Annotated in this window: 23 protein-coding genes; 15 read left to right on the forward strand and 8 right to left on the reverse strand. The window is 61.4% G+C overall.

Annotated elements, in window-relative coordinates; all coding sequences use genetic code 11:
• The first annotated feature begins 157 nt into the window (after positions 1–157).
• Genes HDC32_RS09550 through HDC32_RS09570 form a run of 5 tightly spaced genes read left to right on the forward strand, consistent with a single transcriptional unit; the run spans position 158 to position 5,628 of the window.
• Positions 158–1,051, forward strand: a complete 894-nt coding sequence (locus HDC32_RS09550) for a DMT family transporter (protein WP_167361139.1) — start codon at positions 158–160, stop codon at positions 1,049–1,051.
• A gap of 23 nt (positions 1,052–1,074) precedes the next feature.
• Positions 1,075–2,937 (forward strand): molybdopterin-synthase adenylyltransferase MoeB, encoded by a 1,863-nt coding sequence (moeB, locus tag HDC32_RS09555; RefSeq protein WP_184743666.1) that lies wholly within the window; start codon positions 1,075–1,077, stop codon positions 2,935–2,937.
• A gap of 15 nt (positions 2,938–2,952) precedes the next feature.
• Positions 2,953–3,867, forward strand: a complete 915-nt coding sequence (locus HDC32_RS09560; protein WP_184743668.1) for a PLP-dependent cysteine synthase family protein — start codon at positions 2,953–2,955, stop codon at positions 3,865–3,867.
• 37 nt (positions 3,868–3,904) lie between these two features.
• Positions 3,905–4,897 (forward strand): serine O-acetyltransferase, encoded by a 993-nt coding sequence (locus HDC32_RS09565; RefSeq protein ID WP_184743671.1) that lies wholly within the window; start codon positions 3,905–3,907, stop codon positions 4,895–4,897.
• 2 nt (positions 4,898–4,899) lie between these two features.
• On the forward strand, positions 4,900–5,628 hold the full coding sequence (locus HDC32_RS09570) for an alanyl-tRNA editing protein (RefSeq protein ID WP_184743674.1): 729 nt from the start codon (positions 4,900–4,902) through the stop codon (positions 5,626–5,628).
• A gap of 62 nt (positions 5,629–5,690) precedes the next feature.
• Here the strand turns inward: HDC32_RS09570 and prpD are convergent, their stop codons facing one another.
• The 6 genes from prpD to HDC32_RS09600 all read right to left on the reverse strand — a co-directional run bounded on the left by prpD (position 5,691) and on the right by HDC32_RS09600 (position 14,068).
• Positions 5,691–7,175, reverse strand: coding sequence for a 2-methylcitrate dehydratase (gene prpD, locus HDC32_RS09575; protein ID WP_184743677.1), 1,485 nt, complete (start codon positions 7,173–7,175; stop codon positions 5,691–5,693).
• 130 nt (positions 7,176–7,305) lie between these two features.
• The gene (prpF, locus tag HDC32_RS09580) at positions 7,306–8,496 is read right to left on the reverse strand and encodes a 2-methylaconitate cis-trans isomerase PrpF (protein ID WP_184743680.1); all 1,191 of its coding nucleotides are present in this window, start codon (positions 8,494–8,496) and stop codon (positions 7,306–7,308) included.
• A gap of 11 nt (positions 8,497–8,507) precedes the next feature.
• The gene (gene acnD, locus HDC32_RS09585) at positions 8,508–11,102 is read right to left on the reverse strand and encodes a Fe/S-dependent 2-methylisocitrate dehydratase AcnD (protein ID WP_184743683.1); all 2,595 of its coding nucleotides are present in this window, start codon (positions 11,100–11,102) and stop codon (positions 8,508–8,510) included.
• Between the two features lie 195 nt (positions 11,103–11,297).
• Complete coding sequence (prpC, locus tag HDC32_RS09590) at positions 11,298–12,425, reverse strand: 2-methylcitrate synthase (RefSeq protein ID WP_131699698.1); 1,128 nt, start codon at positions 12,423–12,425, stop codon at positions 11,298–11,300.
• A gap of 42 nt (positions 12,426–12,467) precedes the next feature.
• Positions 12,468–13,361, reverse strand: coding sequence for a methylisocitrate lyase (gene prpB, locus HDC32_RS09595; protein ID WP_027603670.1), 894 nt, complete (start codon positions 13,359–13,361; stop codon positions 12,468–12,470).
• Positions 13,358–14,068, reverse strand: a complete 711-nt coding sequence (locus tag HDC32_RS09600; RefSeq protein ID WP_131699699.1) for a GntR family transcriptional regulator — start codon at positions 14,066–14,068, stop codon at positions 13,358–13,360. The genes prpB and HDC32_RS09600 overlap by 4 nt, the downstream gene beginning before the upstream one ends.
• A 273-nt stretch (positions 14,069–14,341) precedes the next feature.
• Between HDC32_RS09600 and HDC32_RS09605 the strand changes: the two genes are divergently transcribed.
• From HDC32_RS09605 to HDC32_RS09630, 6 genes are all read left to right on the forward strand, one after another.
• Positions 14,342–14,878 carry an ATP-dependent zinc protease gene (locus tag HDC32_RS09605; protein WP_065924789.1) on the forward strand — a complete coding sequence of 179 codons (537 nt, stop codon included), beginning with the start codon at positions 14,342–14,344 and terminating at the stop codon, positions 14,876–14,878.
• Between the two features lie 5 nt (positions 14,879–14,883).
• The gene (locus HDC32_RS09610) at positions 14,884–16,416 is read left to right on the forward strand and encodes an inactive transglutaminase family protein (RefSeq protein ID WP_131699700.1); all 1,533 of its coding nucleotides are present in this window, start codon (positions 14,884–14,886) and stop codon (positions 16,414–16,416) included.
• Positions 16,416–17,402, forward strand: coding sequence for an alpha-L-glutamate ligase-like protein (locus HDC32_RS09615; RefSeq protein WP_131699701.1), 987 nt, complete (start codon positions 16,416–16,418; stop codon positions 17,400–17,402). Before HDC32_RS09610 ends, HDC32_RS09615 begins: the two co-directional genes overlap by 1 nt.
• 101 nt (positions 17,403–17,503) lie before the next feature.
• Positions 17,504–18,847 carry an aminodeoxychorismate synthase component I gene (gene pabB / locus HDC32_RS09620; protein WP_184743685.1) on the forward strand — a complete coding sequence of 448 codons (1,344 nt, stop codon included), beginning with the start codon at positions 17,504–17,506 and terminating at the stop codon, positions 18,845–18,847.
• Positions 18,848–19,076: 229 nt separating this feature from the next.
• Positions 19,077–19,379, forward strand: coding sequence for a type II toxin-antitoxin system HigB family toxin (locus HDC32_RS09625; protein WP_131699703.1), 303 nt, complete (start codon positions 19,077–19,079; stop codon positions 19,377–19,379).
• Positions 19,379–19,735, forward strand: coding sequence for a type II toxin-antitoxin system HigA family antitoxin (locus tag HDC32_RS09630; protein ID WP_092486821.1), 357 nt, complete (start codon positions 19,379–19,381; stop codon positions 19,733–19,735). The genes HDC32_RS09625 and HDC32_RS09630 overlap by 1 nt, the downstream gene beginning before the upstream one ends.
• A gap of 138 nt (positions 19,736–19,873) precedes the next feature.
• Here the strand turns inward: HDC32_RS09630 and thrH are convergent, their stop codons facing one another.
• Complete coding sequence (gene thrH / locus HDC32_RS09635) at positions 19,874–20,491, reverse strand: bifunctional phosphoserine phosphatase/homoserine phosphotransferase ThrH (protein ID WP_053132712.1); 618 nt, start codon at positions 20,489–20,491, stop codon at positions 19,874–19,876.
• Between the two features lie 151 nt (positions 20,492–20,642).
• Here thrH and HDC32_RS09640 point away from each other — a divergent pair, with 151 nt between their 5' ends.
• The 3 genes from HDC32_RS09640 (at position 20,643) to HDC32_RS09650 (ending at position 24,116) form a co-directional block, all read left to right on the forward strand.
• Entirely contained in the window at positions 20,643–21,377 is a 735-nt protein-coding gene (locus HDC32_RS09640) for a phosphoadenylyl-sulfate reductase (protein WP_027603661.1), read from the forward strand.
• 467 nt (positions 21,378–21,844) lie between these two features.
• Positions 21,845–23,374, forward strand: coding sequence for an NCS1 family nucleobase:cation symporter-1 (locus HDC32_RS09645; RefSeq protein WP_184743688.1), 1,530 nt, complete (start codon positions 21,845–21,847; stop codon positions 23,372–23,374).
• A 13-nt stretch (positions 23,375–23,387) separates the two neighbouring features.
• Positions 23,388–24,116, forward strand: coding sequence for an aspartate/glutamate racemase family protein (locus HDC32_RS09650; protein ID WP_053132703.1), 729 nt, complete (start codon positions 23,388–23,390; stop codon positions 24,114–24,116).
• 13 nt (positions 24,117–24,129) lie between these two features.
• On the opposite strand, the gene HDC32_RS09655 is transcribed toward HDC32_RS09650, so the two are convergent.
• Positions 24,130–25,053: a LysR family transcriptional regulator gene (locus HDC32_RS09655; protein WP_184743691.1), complete on the reverse strand. Its 924-nt coding sequence runs from the start codon at positions 25,051–25,053 to the stop codon at positions 24,130–24,132.
• Positions 25,054–25,179: 126 nt separating this feature from the next.
• On the opposite strand from HDC32_RS09655, the gene HDC32_RS09660 reads away from it, so the two are divergent.
• On the forward strand, positions 25,180–25,926 hold the full coding sequence (locus HDC32_RS09660; protein WP_184743694.1) for a 3-oxoacyl-ACP reductase family protein: 747 nt from the start codon (positions 25,180–25,182) through the stop codon (positions 25,924–25,926).
• The last annotated feature ends 38 nt before the right edge of the window (positions 25,927–25,964 follow it).

A 25,964-nucleotide genomic window follows, 5' to 3' on the forward strand; every position in this document is an offset into this window, starting at 1 on the left:
TCGCCCTAATAGTGTGCTTTTACGGGTTCAATCGCCGAATTTTACAACTCATTACAAGCTCAATATAGAGTTCAATTCAGGCTCAGGGAAGCAATAAACGATGCCAATGTCCGCCGTTCTCGAAAACACCGCCAAAACCAAAACGCAAAAACAGTGGCTGGCCGGGCTGGTGACCAGTGTGATGTTCCTGATCGTGTGCCTGAGCTGGGGCACCACGTGGCTGGGGATCAAAATCGCCGTTGAGAGCGTGCCGCCGCTGACGTCCGCCGGCCTGCGCTTCCTGATCGCCTTCCCGCTGTTCCTGTGTTTCGCCATGGTGCGCCGCGAACCCATCCTGTTTCCGCGCGAGAGCCGCTGGTTCTTCGTGTTCGTGACCCTGTCCTACTTCAGCGTGCCCTACTACCTGCTCAACTACGGCGAGATGCATGTGTCATCCGGCCTCACCGCCCTGCTGTTCAGTTGCATGCCGGTGTTTATCCTGATTTTCTCCGCGTTGTTCCTGCGCGAGCGCATCTACTTTTCACAGGTGGTCGGCATCGGTATCGGTTTCGGCAGCCTCTACATGATCATCAGGAGCCAAGGCCTGCACCTGGACCACGCCGAGTTCTTCGGGGTGCTCGCAATTCTGACTGCCGCGATCATGCATGCCTTGTGCTACGTGATTACCAAGCAGAAAGGCAGCGCCATCAGCGTGATCACCTACAACACCCTGCCCATCGGCATTGCCGGGCTGATGCTGTTCGTGGCCGGGTTGTGGTTTGAAACGCCGACCTTCGAAAACATCACCCTGCGCTCCTGGAGCGCGCTGTTCTACCTGGGGCTGGTGGCCTCGGTGGGAGGGTTCATCGTGTATTTCATGCTGCTCAAGCGCTTGAGCCCGATCATCCTGTCATTCGTGTTCATCATCTTCCCGGTGTTCGCGGTGATCATCGGTGCCTGGTACGAAGGCGTGGCGATTTCCCGCGACCTGATGCTGTATTCGGCCATCCTGCTGGCCGGCTTTGCGATCACCAAGTTGCCCGTTGAAAAACTCCTGGCCAAGAAAAATTGACCCTCCATCAACGCGAGAGAAACATGGACGTCCTCCGCCCCAAAGCCCTGGAACAGATCTACGCCCACGCCAGCCGCTGCTACCCCGAAGAATGCTGCGGCTTCGTCTTCGCCGACGGCAGCGTATACCTGGGCAAAAACATCCAGAACGAACTGCACCGCAAGAACCCCGAGATGTACCCGCGCAGCGCGGCCAATGGCTACACCTTCTCGGTGGCCGACACCCTGCTGCTGAACAAGGCGTTTCGCAGCGACAACCCGGTGGTGGTGATCTACCACTCCCACCCGGATGTCGGCGCCTATTTCAGCGATGAAGACCAGGACAAGGCCCTGTTCATGGGCGAGCCGATCTACCCCGTCAGTTACCTGGTGGTCGACGTTCGCCAGGGCCAGGCCCTGGGTTCAAAACTGTTTGCCTGGGATGGCAAGCATTTCGCCCTAACCCCCTTCAACGACCTGCACACGGAGTTGTCCATGAACGCTGTCTCTTTCCCCGACATTCTGGTTCGCGTGGCCAAGCTGCCGGAATCGACCCTCGAGGGCGCCGGATCGACATTGCGCGAAGTCATTGAAAACCTATGCAGCAGCCACCCGCAGTTGCGCGCCCATCTGTTTCACGAAAAGAACAACCAGCTCAAGGAACACTTCCTGTTCACCGCCGAGGAAGAGCTGATCAGCGCCGACGACCGGCTGCCGGAAAAAGCCCGCATCGAAGTGCTGCTCGCCACCTCCGGCGGTATGGACGTCGACAGCCTCAGCAACGAGGAAGTGCAACGTTATGTGCGCCATATCACCCTGCCCGGCGTCGGCCGCGAAGGCCAGTTGAACCTCAAGAACGCCAAGGTCCTGATCATCGGCACCGGCGGCCTGGGCTCGCCCATCAGCCTGTACCTGGCGGCGGCCGGTGTCGGTACCCTGGGACTGGTGGATTTCGACGTAGTGGAAAGCAGCAACCTGCAACGCCAGATCGTCCACGGCAACAGCACCCTGGGCATGCCCAAGGTCGAGTCGGCCAAGCAGCGCTTGCAGGACCTCAACCGCCATATCCAGATCAACGCCCACAACACCGCGTTGAACGCCGATAACGCCCTGGAACTGGTGGGCGCCTATGACCTGGTGATCGACGGCACCGACAATTTCGATACCCGCTACTTGGTCAACGACGCCTGCGTGCAACTGGGCAAACCCCTGGTGTACGGCGCCATCTACCGTTTCGACGGGCAGATCAGCGTGCTCAACTACCAAGGCGGGCCGTGCTACCGCTGCCTGTTCCCCAGCGCACCGCCCGTAGAACTGGCGCCCAATTGCAGCGCCGGTGGTGTGATCGGCGTGCTTCCCGGGGTAGTCGGGATGATCCAGGCCACCGAGGCGATCAAACTGTTGATCGGCATTGGCGAGCCCCTGTCCGGCCGCCTGATGCGCTTCGATGCACTGGCCATGAAGTTCAGCGAAATCCGTTTCAAGCGTCGTGCCGACTGCCCGTGCTGCTCCGACCTGCGACACAGCGAAACCCGGGCGCCAGCCGTCTGTGCGGACGCCGTGCCCAGCCAACCGTCCCTGGCCGAAGAGCGCTACATCAAGCCACGCGTACTCAAGCAGGTACTCGAACACCCCAGCAGCGCCGACGTGCTGCTGGATGTGCGCGACGCCAGCGAACTGGAGGTGTGCAAGTTACCGGGGGTGGTGCATATCCCCCTGGCCGAGCTGGATGGCCAACTCGGGCGCCTCAGCCGTGACAACACCCATTACCTGATCTGCTACGCCGGCACCCGCGCCGAGCAGGCGGCCAGCACATTGCTGGCGGCCGGATTCGCCAACACCAAAGTTCTGCAGGGCGGCATGAAGCACTGGGTTCGCGACGTCGAACCCGACATGCCGCTGTATTGAGCCGAGGACTGAATGATGTTGCATAACTCTATTCTCGACGCCATCGGCCACACGCCGATCGTCCGCCTGGCGCAGTTTTCCGAAGACCTTGGCATTGAGGTCTACGCCAAGCTCGAATCCCTCAACCCTGGCGGCAGCCACAAGGCACGCATCGCCCTGGGCATGATCCTCGACGCCGAGCGGCGCGGCGTGCTGATCCGTGATTCCGGGCAAACCATCATCGAACCCAGCGGCGGCAATACCGGCATCGGCCTGGTGATGGCCGGCAATGTGCTGGGCTACAAGGTGGTGCTGGTGATCCCGGACAACTACAGCCCCGAAAAACAGAAGCTGCTGCGCCTGTACGGCGCCAAGGTGGTGCTCTCCGACAGCCGCCTGGGCAACAACTCCCACGGCGAAAAATGCATGGAGCTGCAGCTGGAAAACCCCAGCTACGTGATGCTCAACCAGCAACGCAACCGCGCCAACCCGCAAACCCACCGCGACACCACCGCGCCGGAAATCCTCCGCGCCTTTGGTGATCGCCGTGTTGACTATTTCGTCAGCGGCATCGGCACCGGTGGCCACATCACCGGCATCGGCGAGACCCTGAAAGCCGCCTGGCCCGCCCTGCGCGTGATGGGCGTAGAGCCGGAAGAATGCGACCTGCTGAAAAACCAGCACGCGCCGCACCATATCCAGGGCCTGTCGATCGGCCTGATCCCGAGCATCCTCAACCTGGAGGTGCTCGACGGCATGCTCAAGGTCTCGCGCCAGGAGTGCATCGACATGATGAAACGCATCATGCGCACCGACGCCATCAGCCTGGGCCTGTCCTCGGCCGCCAACATGGTCGCCATCGCCAGGCTCGCCCCCGAATTGCCGCCCGAAACGGTGGTATTGACCATGGTCTACGACAATGCCGACAGCTACCTGCCCAGTTTCGAATGACGGGGCTTCCAACCAGCCAGAATGCGGGGATGCCTCCATGGGCGGCTTTATCGACATGCAACAGTTGCACGATGAGTTGCTCACCCAGCTCGTCAAGACCCTCACCCCCATGCAGATGAAACAACTGGAGCCGCACCTCGCGCCACTGATCCAGAATGCTGCCCAGGCGGTGGCCGAGGACTTGATCGCCTACGCCTATCGCGACCCGGCGTCCCGTGGGCGCGGCGAACTGATCCTGGAGTCCTACGCCTCGTTCAAGGCCGTGCTCTATTACCGGCTTGCGCACCTGGTGTGGAATTTCCCCGACCAGACCAACGGCGTGTTTTCACGCATCGCCCTCAAGCTGAGCAACCAGGGCAAAGTCCTGTCCGGGGCCGAAATCCACCCGGCGGCGCGTATCGGCCGGCGCTTTGTCCTCGACCACGGCTACGGCACGGTGATCGGCGAAACCTGCGAGATCGGCAACAACTGCTACATCCTCTGCGGCGTGACCCTGGGTGCCCGCGGCATCGCCAACAACCCCGATGGCAAGCGCCATCCGCGTCTGGGCAACAACGTCGAGGTCGGCTCCGGCGCCCGCGTGCTGGGCTATGTGCTGATCGGCGACAACGTGTTTATCAGCCCCTCCTGTGTGATCACCCAGGACGTACCCGCCGGCACCAAGGTGAAGGTGGTGAACCAGATCCAGCTGCAAAAAAACGATGAATCGGACCACAGTAACTATCTCGGGGCCTTCGCCCTCGATGAGCGCCTGCACGTGGTCGGCGAGGTCAATACCAGCCACAAGGTCACGGTGCTGGACGCCGACTTTCACCCGTTGCAAGGCTTGATGCTGGAGCCGACGGTGAAGGAGCGTCACCACCTGCAATTCAGGCTGCACCGCCTCGAATCCGGCAACTACCTGCCGCGCCTGCCGCTGAACCTGAAAGTCTGCGGGCCGGAATTCGAAATCACCCTGCTCTCCCCCCCTGGCTTGAGCGCGATGGTGCGCCACCTGCTGCAAGCCAGCCCACTGATCGTCGGAGGTTGAACATGTCCGTGCACACCATGGAAACCCTGGCGCTGTTTGACAGCGCGCCCTACCAGAACGCATTCAGCGCCCGGGTGATTGCCGTCAGCGAACATGGCATCGCCCTGGAGCACACCCTGTTCTACCCCACGGGTGGCGGCCAACCCGGCGATACCGGCCACTTGACCCTGGCGGACGGTACGCGGGTCGAAGTGACCGGCACGGTGCGCGACCCGGTGCTGCGTTCGATCATCTGGCACCAGGTGGAACACTGCCCCGAGCAACTGATCGCCGGGGTACTGGTGGACGCCGGCCTGGATTGGGAGCGGCGCTACCAGCACATGAAAATGCACACCTGCCTGCACCTGCTGTGTTCGCTCATCGATGCACCAGTGACCGGTTGCAGCATCAGTGCCGACAAAGGTCGCCTGGATTTCGACCTGCCGGAAATGACCCTCGACAAGGACAGCATCACCCGTGACCTCAACGCGCTGATCGAACAGGCCCACGAGGTCAAAACCCTGTCGATGCCTGCTTCGGAGTACGCCACCCTGCTGCAGATCACCCGTACCCAGGCGGTTGCGCCGCCGGTGATCCAGGGCTCGGTACGGGTGATTGAAATCGGCGGGATCGATATCCAGCCATGCGGTGGTACCCATGTGCTCAACACCGAGGAAATCGGCCGGGTGTTCTGCGAGAAGATCGAGAAGAAGAGCAAGCACAACCGCCGGGTGATCCTGCGGTTTGAGTGAGCGGGGTTCCAACTGTGGGAGGCAGCTTGCCCCCTCCCACAGGTTAAGCTCGGCGCATCCTGCTAGAGCACGAACAGGTCCACAAAACGATTGACCGGCGTGGCCTCGAGCTTCGCCTGGTCCGTGCACAACGCAAAGATTTCGGCACTGCGTTGCGCGGTAAACCGCGTGGCCAGGTTGGCCTTGAACTTGTCTTCCAGCATCGGAATGCCCTCCACCCGACGACGGCGATGGCCGATCGGGTATTCCACCGCCACTTGCCCGGTGCTGGAGCCATCCTTGAAGAACACCTGCACCGCATTGGCGATGGAACGCTTGTCGGCTTCCAGGTATTCACGGCTGTAACGCGGGTCCTCGACGATGACCATCTTGTCGCGCAGTTCATCGAGGATCGGGTGAGCGGCGTGAAACTCATCCTCGTACTGCTCGGCCACCAGGTTGCCGAATGCCAGGGGCACGGCGGTCATGTATTGCAGGCAATGGTCGCGGTCGGCAGCGTTGGCCAGTGGCCCGACCTTGGAGATGATGCGAATCGCCGACTCATGGGTGGTGATCACGATGCGCTCGATGTCGTGCAGGCGATCCTTGACCAACGGATGCAAGGTCACCGCGGCTTCACAGGCGGTTTGCGCATGGAACTCAGCGGGGAAGCTGATCTTGAACAGCACGTTTTCCATCACATAGGTGCCGTAAGGCTGGGACAGGCTGAACGCACGCTTGTCCTCGGGCTTGAGCGCCAGGTCGTTATTGGTGTGGCTGAACAGCACATCGTAGAAGCCCCATTGCGGCGCGCTCAGCACACCGGGGATGCCCATTTCGCCGCGCAGGGCGATGTCCGCCAGGCGTACGCCGCGACTCGACGCATCCCCCGCCGCCCAGGATTTGCGCGAGCCGGCATTCGGCGCGTGCCGGTAAGTGCGCAAGGCCTGGCCATCGACGAAGGCGTGAGACAGAGCCGACAGCAGCTGTTCGCGGTTGGCGCCCATCAACTTGGCAGTGACCGCCGTGGAGGCGACTTTCACCAACAGCACATGGTCGAGGCCGACGCGGTTGAACGAGTTTTCCAGGGCAATCACCCCCTGGATTTCGTGGGCCATGATCATTGCCTCCAACACCGCGCGCACGGTCAACGGCGCATCGCCATTGGCCACGCGCTTTTGCGACAGGTGATCCGCCACGGCAAGGATGCCGCCAAGGTTATCCGAGGGATGACCCCATTCGGCAGCGAGCCAGGTGTCGTTGTAGTCGAGCCAGCGCACGATGCAGCCAATGTCCCAGGCCGCCTTGACCGGGTCCAGGCGAAACGACGTGCCCGGCACCCGCGCGCCGAACGGCACCACCGTGCCCTCGACAATCGGCCCCAGGTGCTTGGTGCACTCGGGAAAACGCAGGGCCAGCAGGCCGCAACCGAGGGTGTCCATCAGGCAGTTGCGGGCGGTGTCGAGGGCGGCTTGGGAGTCGATGTGGTAGTTGAGGACGTAGTCGGCAATGTCCTGCAGGACCTGGTCGTAGTCGGGGCGGTTGTTCTGGTCGACGTTGGTGCTCATGGCAGATCTCCAAAGTGAGTTAGGGTTGCTGCATCCTCAGGGTCAGGGTTGATCGTTTCGCAGGTCTGAATGCCTGTTTATGACTGTGGGAGGGAGCTTGCCCGCTCCCACAGGGGATTGGTGTTGGACTTTAGAAAGAGTCGCCGGGTACGCGGACGAAACCCTCCATCAACACCCGTGCACTGCGGCTCATGATGGCTTTCTTCACCACCCATTCACCGTTCACCTGGGTGGCTTCAGCCCCCACCCGCAACGTGCCGGACGGATGCCCGAAGCGCACGGCATTACGCTCCACGCCGCCTGCAGCGAGGTTGACCAAGGTGCCGGAAATCGCCGCCGCCGTGCCGATCGCCACCGCCGCCGTGCCCATCATCGCGTGGTGCAGCTTGCCCATGGACAGGGCGCGCACCAGCAAATCCACATCGCCGGCCTTGATCGCCTTGCCGCTGGACGCCACGTAATCCGCAGGCTTGGCCACAAACGCCACCTTCGGCGTGTGCTGGCGCTGGGCGGCTTCGTCGAGGTGTTTGATCAGCCCCATGCGCAACGCGCCATAGGCCCGTACGGTCTCGAACATCGCCAGGGCCTTGGGGTCGCTGTTGATCGCGCCTTGCAGCTCGGTGCCGGTGTAACCGAGGTCTTCGGCGTTGATGAAAATCGTCGGGATGCCAGCGTTGATCAGCGTGGCCTTGAAGGAGCCGACACCCGGCACTTCGAGGTCGTCGACCAGGTTGCCGGTGGGGAACATCGAGCCGCCGCCGCCCTCTTCTTCCGCCGCCGGGTCCATGAATTCCAGCTGCACTTCGGCAGCCGAAAAGGTCACGCCGTCCAGTTCGAAGTCGCCGGTTTCCTGCACCGCACCGTCGGTGATCGGCACGTGGGCAATGATGGTCTTGCCGATATTGGCCTGCCACACCCGCACCACGGCCACACCGTTGCGGGGCACGCGGGCCGCATCGACCAGCCCGGCGCTGATGGCGAACGAACCCACCGCCGCCGACAGGTTGCCGCAGTTACCACTCCAGTCGACAAAGGGTTTGTCGATGGAGACCTGGCCAAACAGGTAGTCCACGTCGTGATCGGCGCGAGTGCTTTTGGCGAGAATTACGGTTTTGCTGGTGCTCGATGTGGCGCCGCCCATGCCGTCGATTTGCTTGTCGTAGGGATCGGGGCTGCCGATCACCCGTAGCAGCAAGGCATCCCGCGCCGCTCCCGGCACCTGCGCCGACTCGGGCAGGTCCTGGAGGCGGAAAAATACGCCCTTGCTGGTGCCGCCACGCATATAGGTGGCGGGGATCTTGATTTGCGCTGCGTGTGCCATGGTCATCCTCTTCAGGCGGTGGTCGCCGATTCCAGGAAATCCTGGGCAAAACGTTGCAACACGCCGCCCGCCTCGTAGATCGACACTTCTTCGGCGGTGTCCAGGCGGCACGTCACCGGCACCTCGACACGTTCGCCATCCTTGCGATTGATCACCAGCGTCAGCTGCGCACGCGGGGTGCGTTGGCCGATCACGTCGTAGGTTTCGCTGCCCTCAATCTGCAGGGTGTGACGGTCGGTGCCCGGCAGGAACTCCAGCGGCAACACGCCCATGCCTACCAGGTTGGTGCGGTGGATGCGCTCGAAACCTTCGGCGGCAATCGCTTCCACACCCGCCAGACGAACGCCCTTGGCGGCCCAGTCGCGGGACGAGCCCTGGCCGTAGTCGGCGCCGGCAATGATGATCAGCGGCTGCTTGCGTTCCATATAGGTTTCGATGGCTTCCCACATGCGCGTGACCTTGCCTTCCGGTTCGATCCGCGCCAGGGAGCCCTGCTTGACCTTGCCGTTCTCCCGCACCATTTCGTTGAACAGTTTCGGGTTGGCGAACGTCGCGCGCTGCGCGGTCAGGTGGTCGCCACGGTGAGTGGCGTAGGAGTTGAAGTCGACTTCCGGCAGGCCCATTTTCGCCAGGTATTCGCCGGCGGCGCTGTCGAGCATGATCGCGTTGGACGGCGACAGGTGATCGGTGGTGATGTTGTCCGGCAGCACCGCCAGCGGGCGCATGCCCTTGAGCGGCCGCGCACCGGCCAGCGCGCCTTCCCAGTACGGTGGACGGCGGATATAGGTGCTCTGCGGGCGCCAGTCGTACAGCGGCGCGACTTTCGGGCCGGTGTCTTCGTGAATCGCGAACATCGGGATATACACCGCGCGGAACTGCTCCGGCTTGACCGAGGCCTTGACCACCGCGTCGATTTCTTCATCGCTCGGCCAGATGTCCTGCAGGCGGATTTCCTTGCCGTCGGCGTCGAAGCCGAGCACGTCCTTCTCGATGTCGAAACGGATGGTGCCGGCAATGGCATAGGCCACCACCAGCGGCGGCGAAGCCAGGAACGCCTGCTTGGCGTACGGGTGAATACGCCCGTCGAAGTTACGGTTACCCGAGAGCACGGCGGTGGCGTACAGGTCGCGGTCGATGATCTCTTGCTGGATCACCGGGTCGAGCGCGCCGGACATGCCGTTGCAGGTAGTGCAGGCAAACGCCACCACACCAAAGCCGAGCTTTTCCAACTCATGACCGAGGCCGGCTTCTTCCAGGTACATGGCCACGGTTTTCGAACCGGGTGCCAGGGACGACTTGACCCACGGCTTGCGCGTCAACCCAAGCCTGTTGGCGTTACGCGCCAGCAGCCCGGCGGCGATCACGTTGCGCGGGTTACTGGTGTTGGTGCAACTGGTGATGGCGGCGATGATCACTGCGCCGTCGGGCATTTGCCCCGGCACTTCATCCCACTGGCCGGAGATGCCTTTGGCGGCCAGGTCGCGGGTGGCGACGCGGGCGTGCGGGTTGCTCGGGCCAGCCATGTTGCGCACGACACTGGACAGGTCGAAGGTGAGGCCACGCTCGTACTGCGCACCTTTAAGGTCGTCTGCCCACAAGCCGGTATGACGGGCGTATTGCTCGACCAGGGTGACTTGTTCGTCTTCGCGGCCGGTGAGTTTCAGGTAGGCGATGGTCTGCTGGTCGATATAAAACATTGCCGCCGTGGCGCCGTATTCCGGGGCCATGTTGGAGATAGTCGCGCGGTCACCGAGGGTCAGTTTGGAGGCGCCCTCGCCAAAGAACTCCAGCCACGCACCGACCACTTTCTGTTGACGCAGGAACTCGGTCAGGGCCAGCACCATGTCGGTGGCAGTGATGCCTGGCAGCAGCTTGCCGGTCAGTTCGACGCCGACGCTTTCCGGCAGGCGCATCCACGAGGCGCGGCCAAGCATGACGCTCTCGGCTTCGAGGCCGCCGACGCCAATGGCGATCACGCCCAGGGCATCGACGTGGGGGGTGTGGCTGTCGGTGCCGACGCAGGTATCCGGGAAGGCCACACCATCACGCACCTGGATCACCGGGGACATTTTCTCCAGGTTGATCTGGTGCATGATGCCGTTGCCCGGCGGGATCACATCGACGTTCTTGAAGGCCTTTTTGGTCCACTCGATAAAGTGGAAGCGGTCTTCGTTGCGACGGTCTTCGATGGCGCGGTTTTTCTCGAATGCGTCCGGGTCGAAACCGCCGGCTTCGACGGCCAGGGAGTGGTCGACGATCAACTGGGTCGGTACCACCGGGTTGACCTGGGCCGGGTCGCCGCCTTGCAGCGCGATGGCGTCACGCAGGCCGGCGAGGTCGACCAGCGCGGTCTGGCCGAGAATGTCGTGGCACACCACGCGGGCCGGGAACCAGGGGAAGTCGAGGTCGCGCTTGCGTTCGATCAGTTGGCTCAGGGAAGCATTGAGGGTGGCCGGGTCGCAGCGGCGCACCAGGTTCTCGGCGAGCACACGAGAGGTGTAGGGCAATGTGGCGTAGGCGCCGGGGCTGATTGCATCGACGGCCGCGCGGGCATCGAAGTAATCCAGGCGGCTGCCGGGGAGCGGTTTGCGAAATTCAGTGTTCATCGTCAGGACTCGGTCACGGTGATTGCAAACGGAACCGGCTGATCCGGGGCTGGAATGCGATTCAAATGTGGGAGGGGGCTTGCTCCCGATGGCGGTGTATCAGTTGCTATAGGTTTGAATGACACACCACCATCGGGGGCAAGCCCCCTCCCACACTGGGTCCGGTTTCCACTTCGGGATCGTCGGTATTCCCATTCAGCGACGTTCGATTGGCACGAACTTGCGCTGTTCAACGCCGGTGTACTCGGCGCTTGGACGGATGATGCGGTTGTTGGCACGCTGCTCAAATACGTGGGCCGCCCAGCCTGTAAGCCGCGAGCAGACGAAGATCGGCGTGAACAGCTTGGTCGGGATGCCCATGAAGTGGTACGCCGAGGCATGGTAGAAGTCGGCGTTGGGGAACAGTTTTTTCTGTTCCCACATGGTCTTGTCGATGGCTTCGGAGACCGGGAACAGCACGGTGTCGCCCACTTCGTCAGCGAGTTTTTTCGACCAGCCCTTGATCACTTCATTACGCGGGTCGTTGTCTTTATAGATGGCGTGGCCGAAGCCCATGATCTTGTCCTTGCGCGCCAGCATGCCGAGGGTGCCTTCGACGGCTTCCTCCGCCGAGCCGAAACGCTCGATCATTTCCATCGCCGCTTCGTTGGCGCCGCCGTGCAGCGGGCCGCGCAGGGAGCCTATGGCGGCGGTGACGCAGGAATACAGGTCGGACAATGTCGAGGCACACACCCGCGCGGTGAACGTCGAGGCGTTGAACTCGTGCTCGGCGTAAAGGATCAACGACACGTTCATGACTTTTTCATGCAGCTCGCTCGGCTTCTTGCCGTGCAGCAGGTGCAGGAAGTGGCCGCCGATGCTCGGCTCGTCGGTCACGCAGTCGATGCGCTTGCCGTCGTGGCTGAAGCGGTACCAGTAGCACATGATCGCCGGGAACGCGGCGAGCAGGCGGTCAGTCACGTCGCGTTGCACGCTGAAGTCTTTTTCCGGCTCGATATTGCCGAGGAACGAGCAACCGGTGCGCATCACGTCCATTGGGTGGGCGTCTGCGGGGATGCGTTCGAGCACTTCTTTCAGCGCTTGCGGCAGGTCACGCAGCTTGCTCAGCCTGGCGCTGTAGGCGGCCAGTTCGGCCTGGGTCGGCAGTTCGCCGTACAGCAGCAGATAAGCGACTTCTTCAAACTGCGCATCGGCCGCCAGTTCGCGCACATCGTAGCCACGGTAGGTCAAGCCGGCACCAGCCTGGCCCACGGTGGACAGTGCGGTCTGCCCGGCGACCTGGCCACGCAGGCCGGCACCACTCAATACTTTTGCTTCAGCCATGGTTTTTCTCCAATTTTGTCGTTATTCAGGGAGGCGTGTTCGTCACTTTTTCGCGGCGAACAGCGCGTCAAGCTTCTGCTCGAAGGTGTGGTAATCGATGCGATCGTAAAGCTCCATGCGGGTTTGCATGGTGTCGATCACGTTCTGTTGGGTGCCGTCGCGACGGATCGCGGTGTAGACGTTCTCGGCGGCCTTGTTCATGGCACGGAAGGCCGAGAGCGGGTACAGCACGATTGAAACATCGGCAGATTTCAACTGTTCGGTGGTGTACAGCGGCGTCGCGCCGAACTCGGTGATGTTGGCCAGGATCGGCGCCTTCACACGGGCGGCGAACAGTTTGTACATCTCCAGTTCAGTGATGGCTTCCGGGAACACCATGTCGGCGCCGGCTTCGATGCAGGCGGCGGCACGCTCCAGGGCAGACTCCAGGCCTTCGACGGCCAGGGCATCGGTACGCGCCATGATCACGAAGCTGTCATCGGTGCGCGCGTCCACGGCGGCCTTGATGCGGTCGACCATTTCCTGCTGGGACACGATCTCTTTGTTCGGACGATGGCCGCAGCGCTTGGCGCCGACCTGGTCTTCGATATGAATCGCGGCGGCACCGAACTTGATCATCGATTTGACGGTGCGCGCGACGTTGAACGCCGAGGAACCGAAACCGGTGTCCACGTCCACCAGCAGCGGCAGGTCGCAGACATCAGTGATACGGCGCACGTCGGTGAGTACGTCATCCAGGCCAGTGATGCCCAGGTCCGGCACGCCGAGGGAACCGGCCGCCACCCCGCCGCCCGACAGGTAGATCGCCTTGAAGCCGGCGCGCTTGGCCAGCAACGCGTGGTTGGCGTTGATCGCGCCGACCACCTGCAAAGGGTGCTCGCTGGCGACCGCGTCACGGAAACGCTGGCCGGGTGTGCTTTTGTTGTTCGAACTCATGACTCACCTCTATCAGGGGCGCCGCCTGGGAAATGACGGGCAATATTGCGTTTGGAAGCACCGATATGCCGGCGCATCAACAACTCGGCCAGTTCACCGTCGCGATCGGCAATCGCATCAAGAATGCGGTGATGCTCGGCAAAGGCCTGGCGTGGACGATTGGGGGTGGCGGAGAACTGGATGCGGTACATGCGCACCAGCTGGTACAGCTCGCCGCAGAGCATTTGAGTGAGCGTGCGGTTACCCGCACCTTGAATGATCCGGTAATGAAAATCGAAGTCGCCTTCTTGCTGGTAGTAGCCGACACCCGCCTGGAACGCTGCGTCGCGCTCATGGGTGTGCAACACCTGGCGCAGCTCTTCGATCTCCACGTCGGTCATGCGCTCGGCGGCCAGGCGACAGGCCATGCCTTCCAGGGACTCGCGGATTTCATACAGTTCAACCAGCTCGGCGTGGCTCAAGGACACGACCCGGGCGCCCACATGAGGTACGCGCACCAGCAGGCGCTGGCCTTCCAGGCGGTGGATCGCCTCGCGCAGCGGGCCACGGCTGATGCCGTAGGTGCGAGCCAGTTCCGGCTCGGAAATCTTGCTGCCGGGAGCGATCTCACCCTTGACGATGGCGGCCTGAATGCGTCGGAAGACGTTCTCGGACATCGTTTGGGATTCGTCCGACGCCATTATCGGAGCTTCTGATTGACCCAGCATATTGTCGACACCTTTGAAAGCAATGCGGCAAAAACTAGCCAATAAACCGCCACCAGTCAAAGAATAAATCGATATTGTCGACAATCGTCTAATAATCCCGGCTGCACGCCCTCAGGGCATGGCCGGCTGCCAGCGCTGGCGCCAAAAAAGCATCATGTTAGAATGCCCGCCGCATTTGCCTGACATCACTTGATGAAACGGCGCACGAAGGGAGCTTGCGCAGCAATGCCAGTCGCCTTGAATTGAACATCGCACTGCACCGCCTCAGGATCTATGAGACTCAAGCCCTTCCCCCTACTGTTTTGCCTATTGTCCATGCCGAGCCTTGGCGCTGCCGCCGAGAAGACTGTGTATGGCCTCAATGAATACGCCCAATTGGCCGGCATCGACCTGGAAGTAGCCGCCAAGCTCGACACCGGCGCCAAGACCGCCTCCCTCAGCGCCCGCGACATCAAGCGCTTCAAGCGCAACGGCGAATCCTGGGTGCGCTTCTACCTGGCCATCGACACCGCCCATTCCCATCCCATCGAACGTCCCCTGGCCCGCGTCAGCAAGATCAAGCGTCGCGCCGGCGACTACGACCCCGATGAGGACAAGAACTACACCGCCCGTCCCGTGATTGCCCTGGATATCTGCATGGGCACCGCTTTACGCAGCATCGAAGTGAACTTGACTGACCGCAGCGCTTTCCAATATCCGCTGCTGATCGGCTCCGAAGCGCTCAAACGCTTTGATGCGCTGGTCGACCCCAGTCTTAAATACGCAGCAGGCAAACCTGCCTGCGCCGCCGACGCTCATACCGCCGAGTAAACCGAATGCGCGCTCTAACCCTACACCTGAGAATCCTGATCGCCATCCTGGTGGTGTTGGGTATTTCGGTCACCGCCTACCAGATCTTCGTGCTGGGCATTCCCGTCACCGAGGACGCCACCGACGACTTGTGGAACATCGACGCCAAGGTCGAGTTCGTCGCCAACCCGAAAGACCCGGTGAAGATCCAGATGTTCGTGCCGCCCTTGAGCCGCGACTTCGTCAGTCTTAATGAGAGCTTTATCTCCAATAACTACGGGGTCAGCGTCAACCGCATCGACGGCAACCGTAAGGTCACCTGGTCGGCACGCCGCGCCAAGGGCAACCAGACCCTGTATTACCGCCTGGTGCTGACCAAGCGCTACAGCGGCGAAAAAACCAAGATCAAGGGCCCGACCTTCCGCGACAGTATTGCCGTGGAAGGCCCGGAGAAAATCGCCGCCGAGGCCCTGCTGGCGCCGATTCGCCAGCATTCGGCCGACGTCGAGACCTTCATCACCGAAGCCATCAAGCGCACCAACAACCTCAACGACGACAATGTGAAGCTGTTGCTGGCCGGCGACCCGTCGACGCCGCACAAGGCCAAGATCGTCGAGTTGCTGCTGTCCATTGCCCATGTGCCGGTGGAAAAGGTCCACACCATCCGCCTGGTGGCCGACCAGCCGCAAAGCCCGGAGCTGTGGCTGCGTAGCTTCAATGGCAACGACTGGCTGTACTTCAACCCGGAAACCGGCGAACCGGGCCTGCCCGCCGACCGCCTGCTGTGGTGGACCGGCGATGAAAACCTGATCACCGTCGATGGCGGCAAGAAAGCCATGGTCACCTTCAGCTTGAACAACAGCGAAATGAACGCGATTCGCCTGGCCAAGCTGACCGACGAGAACACCGACGCCAACTTCCTCGAATACTCGCTGTACGGCCTGCCGCTGCAAACCCAGCAGACCTTCATGATCATGGTGATGATCCCGATTGGCGTGCTGGTGATCCTGATCCTGCGCAACCTGATCGGCCTGCAGACCCTGGGCACCTTTACCCCGGTGCTGATTGCCCTGGCGTTCCGAGAGACACAGCTGGGCTTCGGGATTGTGCTGTTCACGATTATCACGGCGCTGGGCCTGTCCCTCAGGTCGTACCTGGAACACTTGAAGTTGCAGATGCTGCCGAGGTTGTCGGTGGTGCTGACCTTCGTGGTGGTGTTGATCGCGGCCATCAGCCTGTTCAGCCACAAGCTGGGGCTGGAGCGCGGGTTGTCGGTGGCGCTGTTCCCGATGGTGATTTTGACCATGACCATCGAACGCCTGTCGATCACCTGGGAAGAGCGCGGCGCCAGCCATGCCATGAAAGTGGCGATTGGTACGCTGTTCGCCGCGTCCCTGGCGCACATCATCATGAGCGTGCCGGAGCTGATCTACTTCGTATTCACTTTCCCGGCGATCCTGCTGATCCTGGTGGGCTTCATGCTGGCCATGGGGCGCTATCGTGGCTACCGCCTGACCGAGCTGGTGCGATTCAAGGCCTTCCTCAAGGCTGATTCGTAATGTTCGGCTTCTGGAAGACCTGGAAGGCCCTGGAAGCGCGGGGGATCATGGGCATCAACCGGCGTAATGCCGACTACGTGCTCAAGTACAACAAGCGCAGCCTGTACCCCATCGTGGATGACAAGATCATCACCAAGGAACGGGCGATCGCCGCCGGCATCCATGTGCCGGAAATGTACGGGGTGATCTCCACCGAGAAGGAAATCGACAAACTCGACGAGATCATCGGCGGGCGCAGCGACTTCGTGATCAAACCGGCCCAGGGCGCCGGCGGTGACGGCATCCTGGTGGTGGCGGACCGGTTTGAGGGGCGCTACCGCACGGTGTCCGGCAAGATCATCAGCCATGAAGAGATCGAACATCAGATTTCCAGCATCCTCACCGGCCTCTACTCCCTGGGTGGCCACCGCGACCGTGCGCTGATCGAATACCGCGTGGTACCCGACCAGATCTTCAAGAGCATCAGCTACGAAGGCGTGCCGGATATTCGCATCATCGTGCTGATGGGCTACCCGGTGATGGCGATGCTGCGCTTGCCGACCCGCCAGTCGGGCGGCAAGGCCAACCTGCACCAGGGCGCGATTGGCGTGGGCGTCGACCTTGCCACCGGCCTGACCCTGCGCGGTACCTGGCTGAACACCATCATCACCAAACACCCCGACACCACCAACGCGGTGGATGGCGTGCAACTGCCCAATTGGGACGGTTTCATGAAGCTCGCGGCCGGCTGCTACGAGCTGTGCGGGCTGGGCTATATCGGCGTGGACATGGTGCTCGACCAGGAAAAAGGCCCGCTGATCCTTGAGCTGAATGCGCGGCCGGGGCTGAATATCCAGATCGCCAACGACTGCGGCCTGACCTTGCGCACCCATGCGGTGGAGGCGCGACTGGAAGAACTGAAAGCGGCCGGCGTGACGGAAACCCCGGAAGAGCGGGTGAAGTTTGTGCAGGAGATGTTCGGGCATATTCCGCCCGTGGAAGGCTGATCCGGTCTTCGAACTGTCTATCCCCGACATCCCCTCTAGGAGCAAATCCTACAGGGGACTACAATCCCCCTCCCCCGCGCCATTGGCTGATTCAACCCCGCATGTCGACCTGCTCCGTACACCCATTGCCCTACCGGGCCAACCCCGCCGAGTATTTTGCGGCGATTCGCCACGCTCCCGGCGCGGTGCTGCTCGACAGCGGCCGGCCGACGGCCGAGCGTGGGCGTTACGACCTGCTCAGCGCCTGGCCCGAAGCGACCTTGACGGTAGCGCCTGACGAAAGCGGCGCTGCTTTCCTGCAACGCTTGCGGGAAAACCTCACGCGATTGGGTGAAGCCGCGATTCCCGACGGTTTGCAGTTACCGTTCGCCGGCGGCTTGATCGGCTACCTGAGCTACGACTTCGGTCGGCACCTGGAGCACATGCCGCACCTGGCGGTGGATGACCTGCACCTGCCGGACGCGCGCTTCGGGCTGTACGCCTGGGCGCTGATCAGTGACCACCAGGCCCAGAGCAGCCAGTTGGTGTTTCATCCCTCGCTGGCAGATAGCGAACGGCAACGGCTGATCGCGTTGTTCAGCCATGGGGCTGTCGACACCTGCGCGACGTTCAAACTCCAGGGCCCGATGGCGCCCGACCTCAGCGCCGAGGCCTACCGCCAAGCCATCGTGCGTATCCAAGATTACATCCAGGCCGGCGACTGCTACCAGGTCAACTTCGCCCAGCGTTTTCGCGCACCGTGCATGGGTGATCCCTGGGCAGCCTATTGCGCCCTTCGCGAAGCCTGCCCGACGCCGTTTTCCGGGTTCCAGAGCCTGCCGGACGACGGCGCGGTCCTGAGCCTGTCGCCGGAGCGTTTCGTGCACATCAGCGAGCGCCACGTCGAAACCCGCCCGATCAAAGGCACCCGCCCCCGCGGCCTCACGCCTGAAGAAGACGCCGCCCAGGCCGCCGAACTGCTGGCCAGCCCCAAGGACCGCGCCGAGAACCTGATGATCGTCGACCTGCTGCGCAACGACCTCGGCCGCACCTGCCGCATCGGCTCGGTCAACGTGCCGGAACTGTTCAGCCTGGAAAGCTACCCCAACGTGCATCATCTGGTCAGCAGCGTGACCGGCGAGTTGGCCGACGATAAAGACGCCCTCGACCTGATCGCCGGCAGCTTCCCTGGTGGCTCGATCACCGGCGCCCCAAAGATTCGCGCGATGCAGATCATCGACGAACTGGAGCCGACCCGACGCGGGCTGTACTGCGGTTCGCTGGTGTACCTGGATGTGCGCGGCGAGATGGACAGCTCCATCGCCATCCGCAGCTTACTGGTCAAGGATGGCCAAGTGTGTTGCTGGGGCGGCGGTGGGATCGTGGCGGATTCGCAGTGGGAGGCGGAGTATCAGGAGTCACTGACGAAGGTGCGGGTGTTGTTACAAACACTGGAAAGCCTGTAGCGCACAGTGCCTTCCTGGCTCTCAGACGTAGCGCCGAGCAGTAGAAAAAACCTGAATCAGAACCGCAGTAGACGTAGTTGAACGTCGGAAGATAGCGTCCGGCTTCAACCGTCCACCCGCCGTCTGTGAAGGATCACATGAAGCGACTGCCTACCCGTCAGGAAATATTTCCGAGTTTGCGCCCCCTCTCAACCGCGCCTATCATCTCCCAAATCGGGAGGTTGCAGCGATGCGGATAATCGCCCTCTCGACCTTACGAATATTCTGGGAAAGCCAACCCGCCTATATCGATGCGAAAGCGCCGCTTATTGAATTGTATCGGCATATGGAAAAGGCCATTTACCCTACGCCACAAGCACTCAAGGCAGCGCTCAGGACCGCGAGCATTCTCAAAGGTAGCAGGGTTGTATTCAACGTGGGCGGCAACAAATATCGAGTGATCATGGCGATCGATTACCAGCGACAGCTTGGGTTCATACGGTTCGTAGGGACTCATGCGCAGTACGACCAGATCAATGCGGAGACCGTGTAATGAACATCAAACCCATACACTCCCAGGAAGACCTCACTGCGGCACTCGCGCGGGTGCAGCAGCTCTGGGGAGCGGACATCGGCTCGACTGAAGGCGATGAGCTGGAAATTCTTGCAGTACTCATTGAGAAGTACGAAGCCGAACATTACCCAATGCCACCTTCTGATCCGGTGGAAGCCATTAAATTTCGCATGGAGCAACTGGGCATGACTGCCCGCGACCTGGAGCCATTTATCGGCACCAGCGGACGTGTATCCGAAGTGCTGAACCACAAGCGCAAGCTGAGCCTGTCGATGATCAAGCGACTGCATGAAGGCTTGAGTATTCCTTATGAGCGGTTGCTTGCAGGGAGCTGACAGAAACATTGGTAGTGGCGCTACCTTCCCCATCGGGAGCAAGCCCCCTCCCACATTCGACCTCGTTTATCTGTTGGAATGGTGTCGAATGTGGGAGGGGGCTTGCTCCCGATAGGGCCCTCAGCGGCCCGAAAGAAATTACAGGCTCAACTGCCGATTCGACGCCCTGATGAACTCTTTCTTTAAATCTTCAAACGTATGCACCGCCGGGAATTGCGGGAATTCGCGGATCACATTTTCCGGCGCATGGAACAGAATCCCACGGTCGGCCTCGCCCAACATGGTGGTGTCGTTGTAGGAGTCGCCGGCGGCGATCACGCGGTAGTAGAGGGTCTTGAACGCCAATACCGACTGGCGCTTGGGGTCTTTCTGGCGCAGTTGGTAGCTGACCACGCGGTCGTTTTCGTCGGTGATGAGACGGTGGCACAACAAGGTCGGGAAGCCCAACTGACGCATCAGCGGCTGGGAAAATTCGTAGAAGGTGTCGGACAGGATCACCACCTGGAAGCGCTCGCGCAGCCAGTTGACGAACTCGATGGCGCCGTCCAGCGGTTTGAGAGTGGCGATCACTTCCTGGATGTCGGCGAGCTTGAGCCCGTGTTCGTCGAGGATGCGCAGGCGCTGCTTCATCAGCACGTCGTAGTCGGGAATGTCCCGGGTGGTGGCCCGCAGGGATTCAATACCGGTTTTTTCGGCGAAGGCGATCCAGATTTCTGGTACCAGCACCCCTTCCAGGTCGAGACAGGCAATTTCCACAAGACACTCCCATTGGATGTTGTTAGTTGAGCGAGCAAAAGGACTGCCGAACTCTAGCGATTCAAGCCCGCCGCCGCAACGCAGGGCGGATTTTGATACCATCGCTCCCCTATAGAGCGCTCAGCGCCATTGACCTGTAGGAACCGTCCTGATGAACCAAGCCTTCGACGTCGTTGAACTCGCCACGACTTATGCCAACAAGTCTGCCCAGGACATTCTCAAGCTGGCGTTCAGCCAGTTCGGTGATGACCTGTGGATTTCCTTCAGCGGTGCCGAGGATGTGGTGCTGGTGGACATGGCCTGGAAGCTGAACAAGAACGTCAAGGTGTTCAGCCTCGACACCGGCCGCCTGCACCCGGAGACCTACCGGTTTATCGAGCAGGTGCGCGACTTCTACAAGATCGATATCGAACTGATCTCGCCGGACCAGAGCAAGCTGGAACCCTTCGTCAAGGAGAAAGGCCTGTTCAGCTTCTACAAGGACGGCCATGGCGAATGCTGCGGCGTGCGCAAGATCGAGCCGCTGCGCCGTAAGCTTTCCGGCGTCAGCGCCTGGGCCACCGGCCAACGCCGCGACCAAAGCCCCGGCACCCGCAGCCAGGTAGCGGCGCTGGAAATCGACACGGCCTTCTCTACCCCGGAACGCACCCTGTACAAGTTCAACCCGCTGGCGCAGATGACCAGCGAAGAGATCTGGGGTTACATCCGCATGCTGGAACTGCCGTACAACAGCCTGCATGAGCGCGGCTTTATCAGCATCGGGTGTGAACCGTGCACCCGTCCCGTGCTGCCGAACCAGCACGAGCGTGAAGGTCGTTGGTGGTGGGAGGAAGCCACGCAGAAGGAATGCGGGCTGCATGCCGGGAATATCATCAGCAAGGCTTGAAGTTGATGCTGTAAAAATGTGGGAGGGGGCTTGCCCCCGATAGCGGTGGGTCAGCCAGTTCAATGGTTGCTGACACACCGCAATCGGGGGCAAGCCCCCTCCCACATTTGTCTTGTGTTGAGTGTTAGAGATGTACACATACATGTAACCATCGGTGCCATTTATGTGTGCAATTTCTATTCAGCCGCACCATAACGTAACACCTCTCCCCTCCCCTCGGTTGGCCTGGCGAATCGCACGCTGACAACCAAAAAATAAATAGCTGTTCAATCGGTCAATTTATATTTCTTCAAATTCAGCCAGTTATTTAACCAACCTATAAAAACGAAATTACCCAGGACTTTCATAGATTCAAAACTGGCACGCATGTGGCTTAAGGTGGAACGTGCTTTGTATACAATAAATACAAAACCTACATACACTTTGCCATCTGCGGCTTCCCGGCAGATGTGCTGGAGCCTGCCGGAATGCGTACAAGCCTCTCGAATAACATCGCACTGGATCTGCCCTCCTCCGCCCTGAACCCAGACGCCGCGGGCCCCGGCCCCTTGGTGCTCAGCCCACGCCTGCACAACAAGGACCTGGCGCCCACCAAGGTCGAAGGCCGACGCTGGGGGCGCTACAGCATCTTCGCGCTGTGGACCAATGACGTGCACAACATCGCCAACTATTCGTTCGCCATCGGCCTCTATGCGCTGGGCCTGGGCGGCTGGCAGATCCTGTTGTCCCTGGGCATCGGCGCGGCGCTGGTGTACTTCTTCATGAACTTATCGGGGTATATGGGCCAGAAGACCGGCGTGCCGTTTCCGGTGATCAGCCGCATCAGCTTTGGCATTCACGGTGCGCAGATTCCGGCGTTGATCCGCGCCGTGATCGCGATTGCCTGGTTTGGTATCCAGACCTACCTGGCGTCGGTGGTTTTCCGCGTACTGCTGACGGCGATTCATCCAGGCTTTGCCGACTATGACCATAATTCGATCCTGGGGTTATCCACCCTGGGTTGGGCGTGTTTTGTAGTGATCTGGTTCGTGCAGTTGGTGATCCTGGCCTATGGCATGGAGATGGTGAGGCGCTATGAAGGCTTCGCCGGGCCGGTGATTTTGCTGACGGTGGCCGCGTTGGCCGGCTGGATGTACTTCCAGGCCGGTGGCAACATCGCCTGGTCGATCCGCGAGCCGCTCACCGGCGGCGAGATGTGGCGCAATATCTTTGCCGGTGGCGCGTTGTGGCTGGCGATCTACGGCACGCTGATCCTCAACTTCTGCGACTTCGCACGCTCTTCGCCGTGCCGCAAGACCATCCTGGTCGGCAATTTCTGGGGCCTGCCGGTGAATATCCTGGTGTTTGCCGCAATCACCGTGCTGCTCTGCGGCGGGCAGTTCCAGCTCAATGGCCGGGTGATCGAAAGCCCGACCGAAATCATCGCCGCCATCCCCAATACCTTCTTTCTCGTGCTCGGCTGCCTGGCATTCCTGATCGTCACCGTGGCGGTGAACATCATGGCCAACTTCGTCGCGCCGGCCTTTGTGCTGAGCAACCTGGCACCCAAGTACCTGAACTTCCGTCGCGCCGGGTTGATCAGCGCCGCCGTGGCCGTGCTGATCCTGCCGTGGAACCTCTACAACAGCCCGTTGGTGATCGTGTATTTCCTCTCCGGCCTGGGCGCGCTGCTGGGGCCGTTGTACGGGGTGATCATGGTCGACTACTGGTTGATTCGTAAAAGCCAGGTGGACGTGCCACAGCTGTATAGCGAAGACCCGAATGGCGCTTATTACTACAGCCGAGGGGTGAATATGCGTGCAGTGGCGGCGTTTATTCCTGCCGCCGTGATCGCCATCCTGCTGGCGCTGTTGCCTGGATTTGCCAGCGTCTCGCCGTTTTCCTGGTTGTTTGGCGCCGGTATTGCAGGGTTGCTGTACCTGCTGATCGCCAAGCGCCAGCCGTTCTACGCCGATGTCAGCGGCGAAAGCATTGCCGTCGATAACGTCAGTCACTGAGTAAGGACCTTCCATGCGTATCCTCGTGGTCAACGTCAACACCACCGAATCCATCACTGAAACCATCGCCCAGCAGGCGCGGGCCGTGGCTTCGCCGGGCACTGAGATTGTCGGGCTTACCCCGTATTTCGGCGCGGAATCGGTGGAGGGCAATTTTGAAAGCTACCTGGCCGCCATCGCCGTGATGGACCGGGTGATGGCTTACGACCAACCGTTCGATGCGGTGATCCAGGCCGGCTACGGCGAACACGGCCGGGAAGGCTTGCAGGAATTATTGAATGTGCCGGTGGTGGACATCACCGAAGCAGCGGCCAGCACCGCGATGTTCCTGGGCCATGCCTATTCAGTGGTGACGACCCTGGACCGCACCGTGCCGCTGATCGAAGACCGCCTGAAACTCGCCGGCCTGTACCAGCGATGCGCCTCGGTGCGCGCCAGCGGCATGGCGGTGCTGGAGTTGGAAGAAGACCCGTTGGCCGCCATGGAAGCCATCGTGCGCCAGGCGGAACTGGCTATTCGCGAAGACAAGGCCGAAGTGATCTGTCTAGGTTGCGGCGGCATGGCCGGGCTGGATGAGCAGATTCGCCAGCGCACCGGGGTGCCGGTGGTGGATGGCGTGACGGCGGCGGTGACCATCGCCGAATCCCTGGTGCGGCTGGGGTTGTCGACGTCGAAGATACGGACTTACGCGACGCCTCGGCCGAAGCAGGTGATTGGCTGGCCGACTCGGTTCGGCCGCTGAGCTGCACTTGGTTTTAGATTGCGCTGAACCTTTGCCCCAGTTTCTTTTCGGCAAACTGCTCGATGATGAAATCCACAAACGCCCGGGTCTTGCCGGGCAGCAGTTTGTGCTCGGCGTAGTAGACGGAAATATTGCCGTCGTCGACGTACCAGTCGGGCAATACCCTGACCACGTCGCCGCTGTCGAGGAACGGCACGGCCATGGGCATGCTCACCAGCGCAATCCCCAGGCCTTGAGCGCTGGCACAGCAGGCGGCTTCGGAGTCGCTCATGGTCATGCCGGGCTTGAGCACCAGCGGGCGGTGTTCACGTTCGATACTGGTCAACTGCCAGGACCGGATACGCCCGGTTTGCGGTGAGCGGATCAGGATACCTTTGCACCGCGACAAGTCTTCGGGCTCGCGCACCGGTGGGCGTTGCGCCAGGTAACCCGGGGAGGCCACCAGCACCCGGTGCGCCGGCGCCAGCTTGCGCGCTACCACGCCTTGGGGCAGCTCAAAACCGCCGCCGATGGCGGCATCGAAGCCCTGGCCGATCAAGTCAACCTGGCGGTTATCGAAATGCCAGTCCGGGCTGATATCCGGAAAACGCTCCATGAATGCCCCCAGCAACGGCACCACATAGCGATTGCCAAACACCGTGCCCATGCTGACCTTGAGCGTGCCCACCGGCCGGCCTTCGGCGCTGGCCAGGTTGGCCACGGCATTCTGGATGGTGGTGAGGCTGCCGCTGACTTCGGCCAGGAACAGCTTGCCGGCTTCGGTCAGCGCCAGACGCCGGGTGCTGCGCTGGAACAGCCGCACGCCGAGGCGCACCTCCTGCTTGGCGACGCTTTTGCCGACCGCCGCCGGGGTCAGGCTCAGGTGCCGCGCCGCCTCGGCAAAGCTGCCGCCTTCGGCGCTGCGCACAAAGCATTCGATACTTCCAAAGCTTTCCATAACGCCCCACTCTAAACTTTTGGTTTACACAGACTATAGCAATCACGGTCTACCGGCAGCGGCGAGCGAGGTCGATACTCGGCTCCAACAACAGGGCATTGCGCCTTGAACGACTCGGAGATCGACATGACCACACACAACCTCAGCGGTAAAGTCGCCTTGATCCAAGGCGGTTCCCGCGGCATCGGTGCCGCCATCGTCAAGCGCCTGGCAGCACAGGGAGCAGCCGTTGCCTTTACCTACGTCAGCTCTGCCGCCAAGGCTGAAGCCCTGCAGCACAGCGTGATCAGCGAAGGCGGCAAAGCCCTGGCGATTCACGCCGACAGCGCCGATGCCACTGCGATCCGCAACGCGGTCAACGCCACCGTGGAAGCCTTTGGCCGCCTGGACATCCTGGTAAATAACGCCGGCGTGCTGGCCATCGCACCCTTGGAAGACTTCAAGCTGGAAGACTTCGACCAGACTTTGGCGATCAACGTGCGCAGCGTGTTTATCGCCACCCAGGAAGCCGCCAAGCATATGGGTGAAGGTGGCCGGGTGATCAACATCGGCAGCACCAATGCCGAACGCATACCCTTTGGCGGCGGTGGCCCGTATGCGATGAGCAAAGCGGCGCTGGTCGGCTTGACCAAAGGTTTGGCGCGGGACTTGGGGCCACGGGGCATCACGATCAATAACGTGCAACCTGGGCCGGTGGACACCGATATGAACCCGGCAAACAGTGATTTTGCCGAGAGCCTGATCGGGTTGATGGCGGTGGGGCGTTACGGCCATGTGGAAGAGATTGCCAGTTTCGTGGCGTATCTGGCCGGGCCGGAAGCGGGGTATATCACCGGTGCCAGCCTGACGATCGATGGTGGGTTCAGCGCATAACCCAAGGTGGGAGGGGCTTGCCCCCTCCCACATGTTGA

The sequence above is a fragment of the Pseudomonas sp. JAI120 genome (assembly GCF_014207255.1).
In the GTDB taxonomy this organism is placed as follows: domain Bacteria; phylum Pseudomonadota; class Gammaproteobacteria; order Pseudomonadales; family Pseudomonadaceae; genus Aquipseudomonas.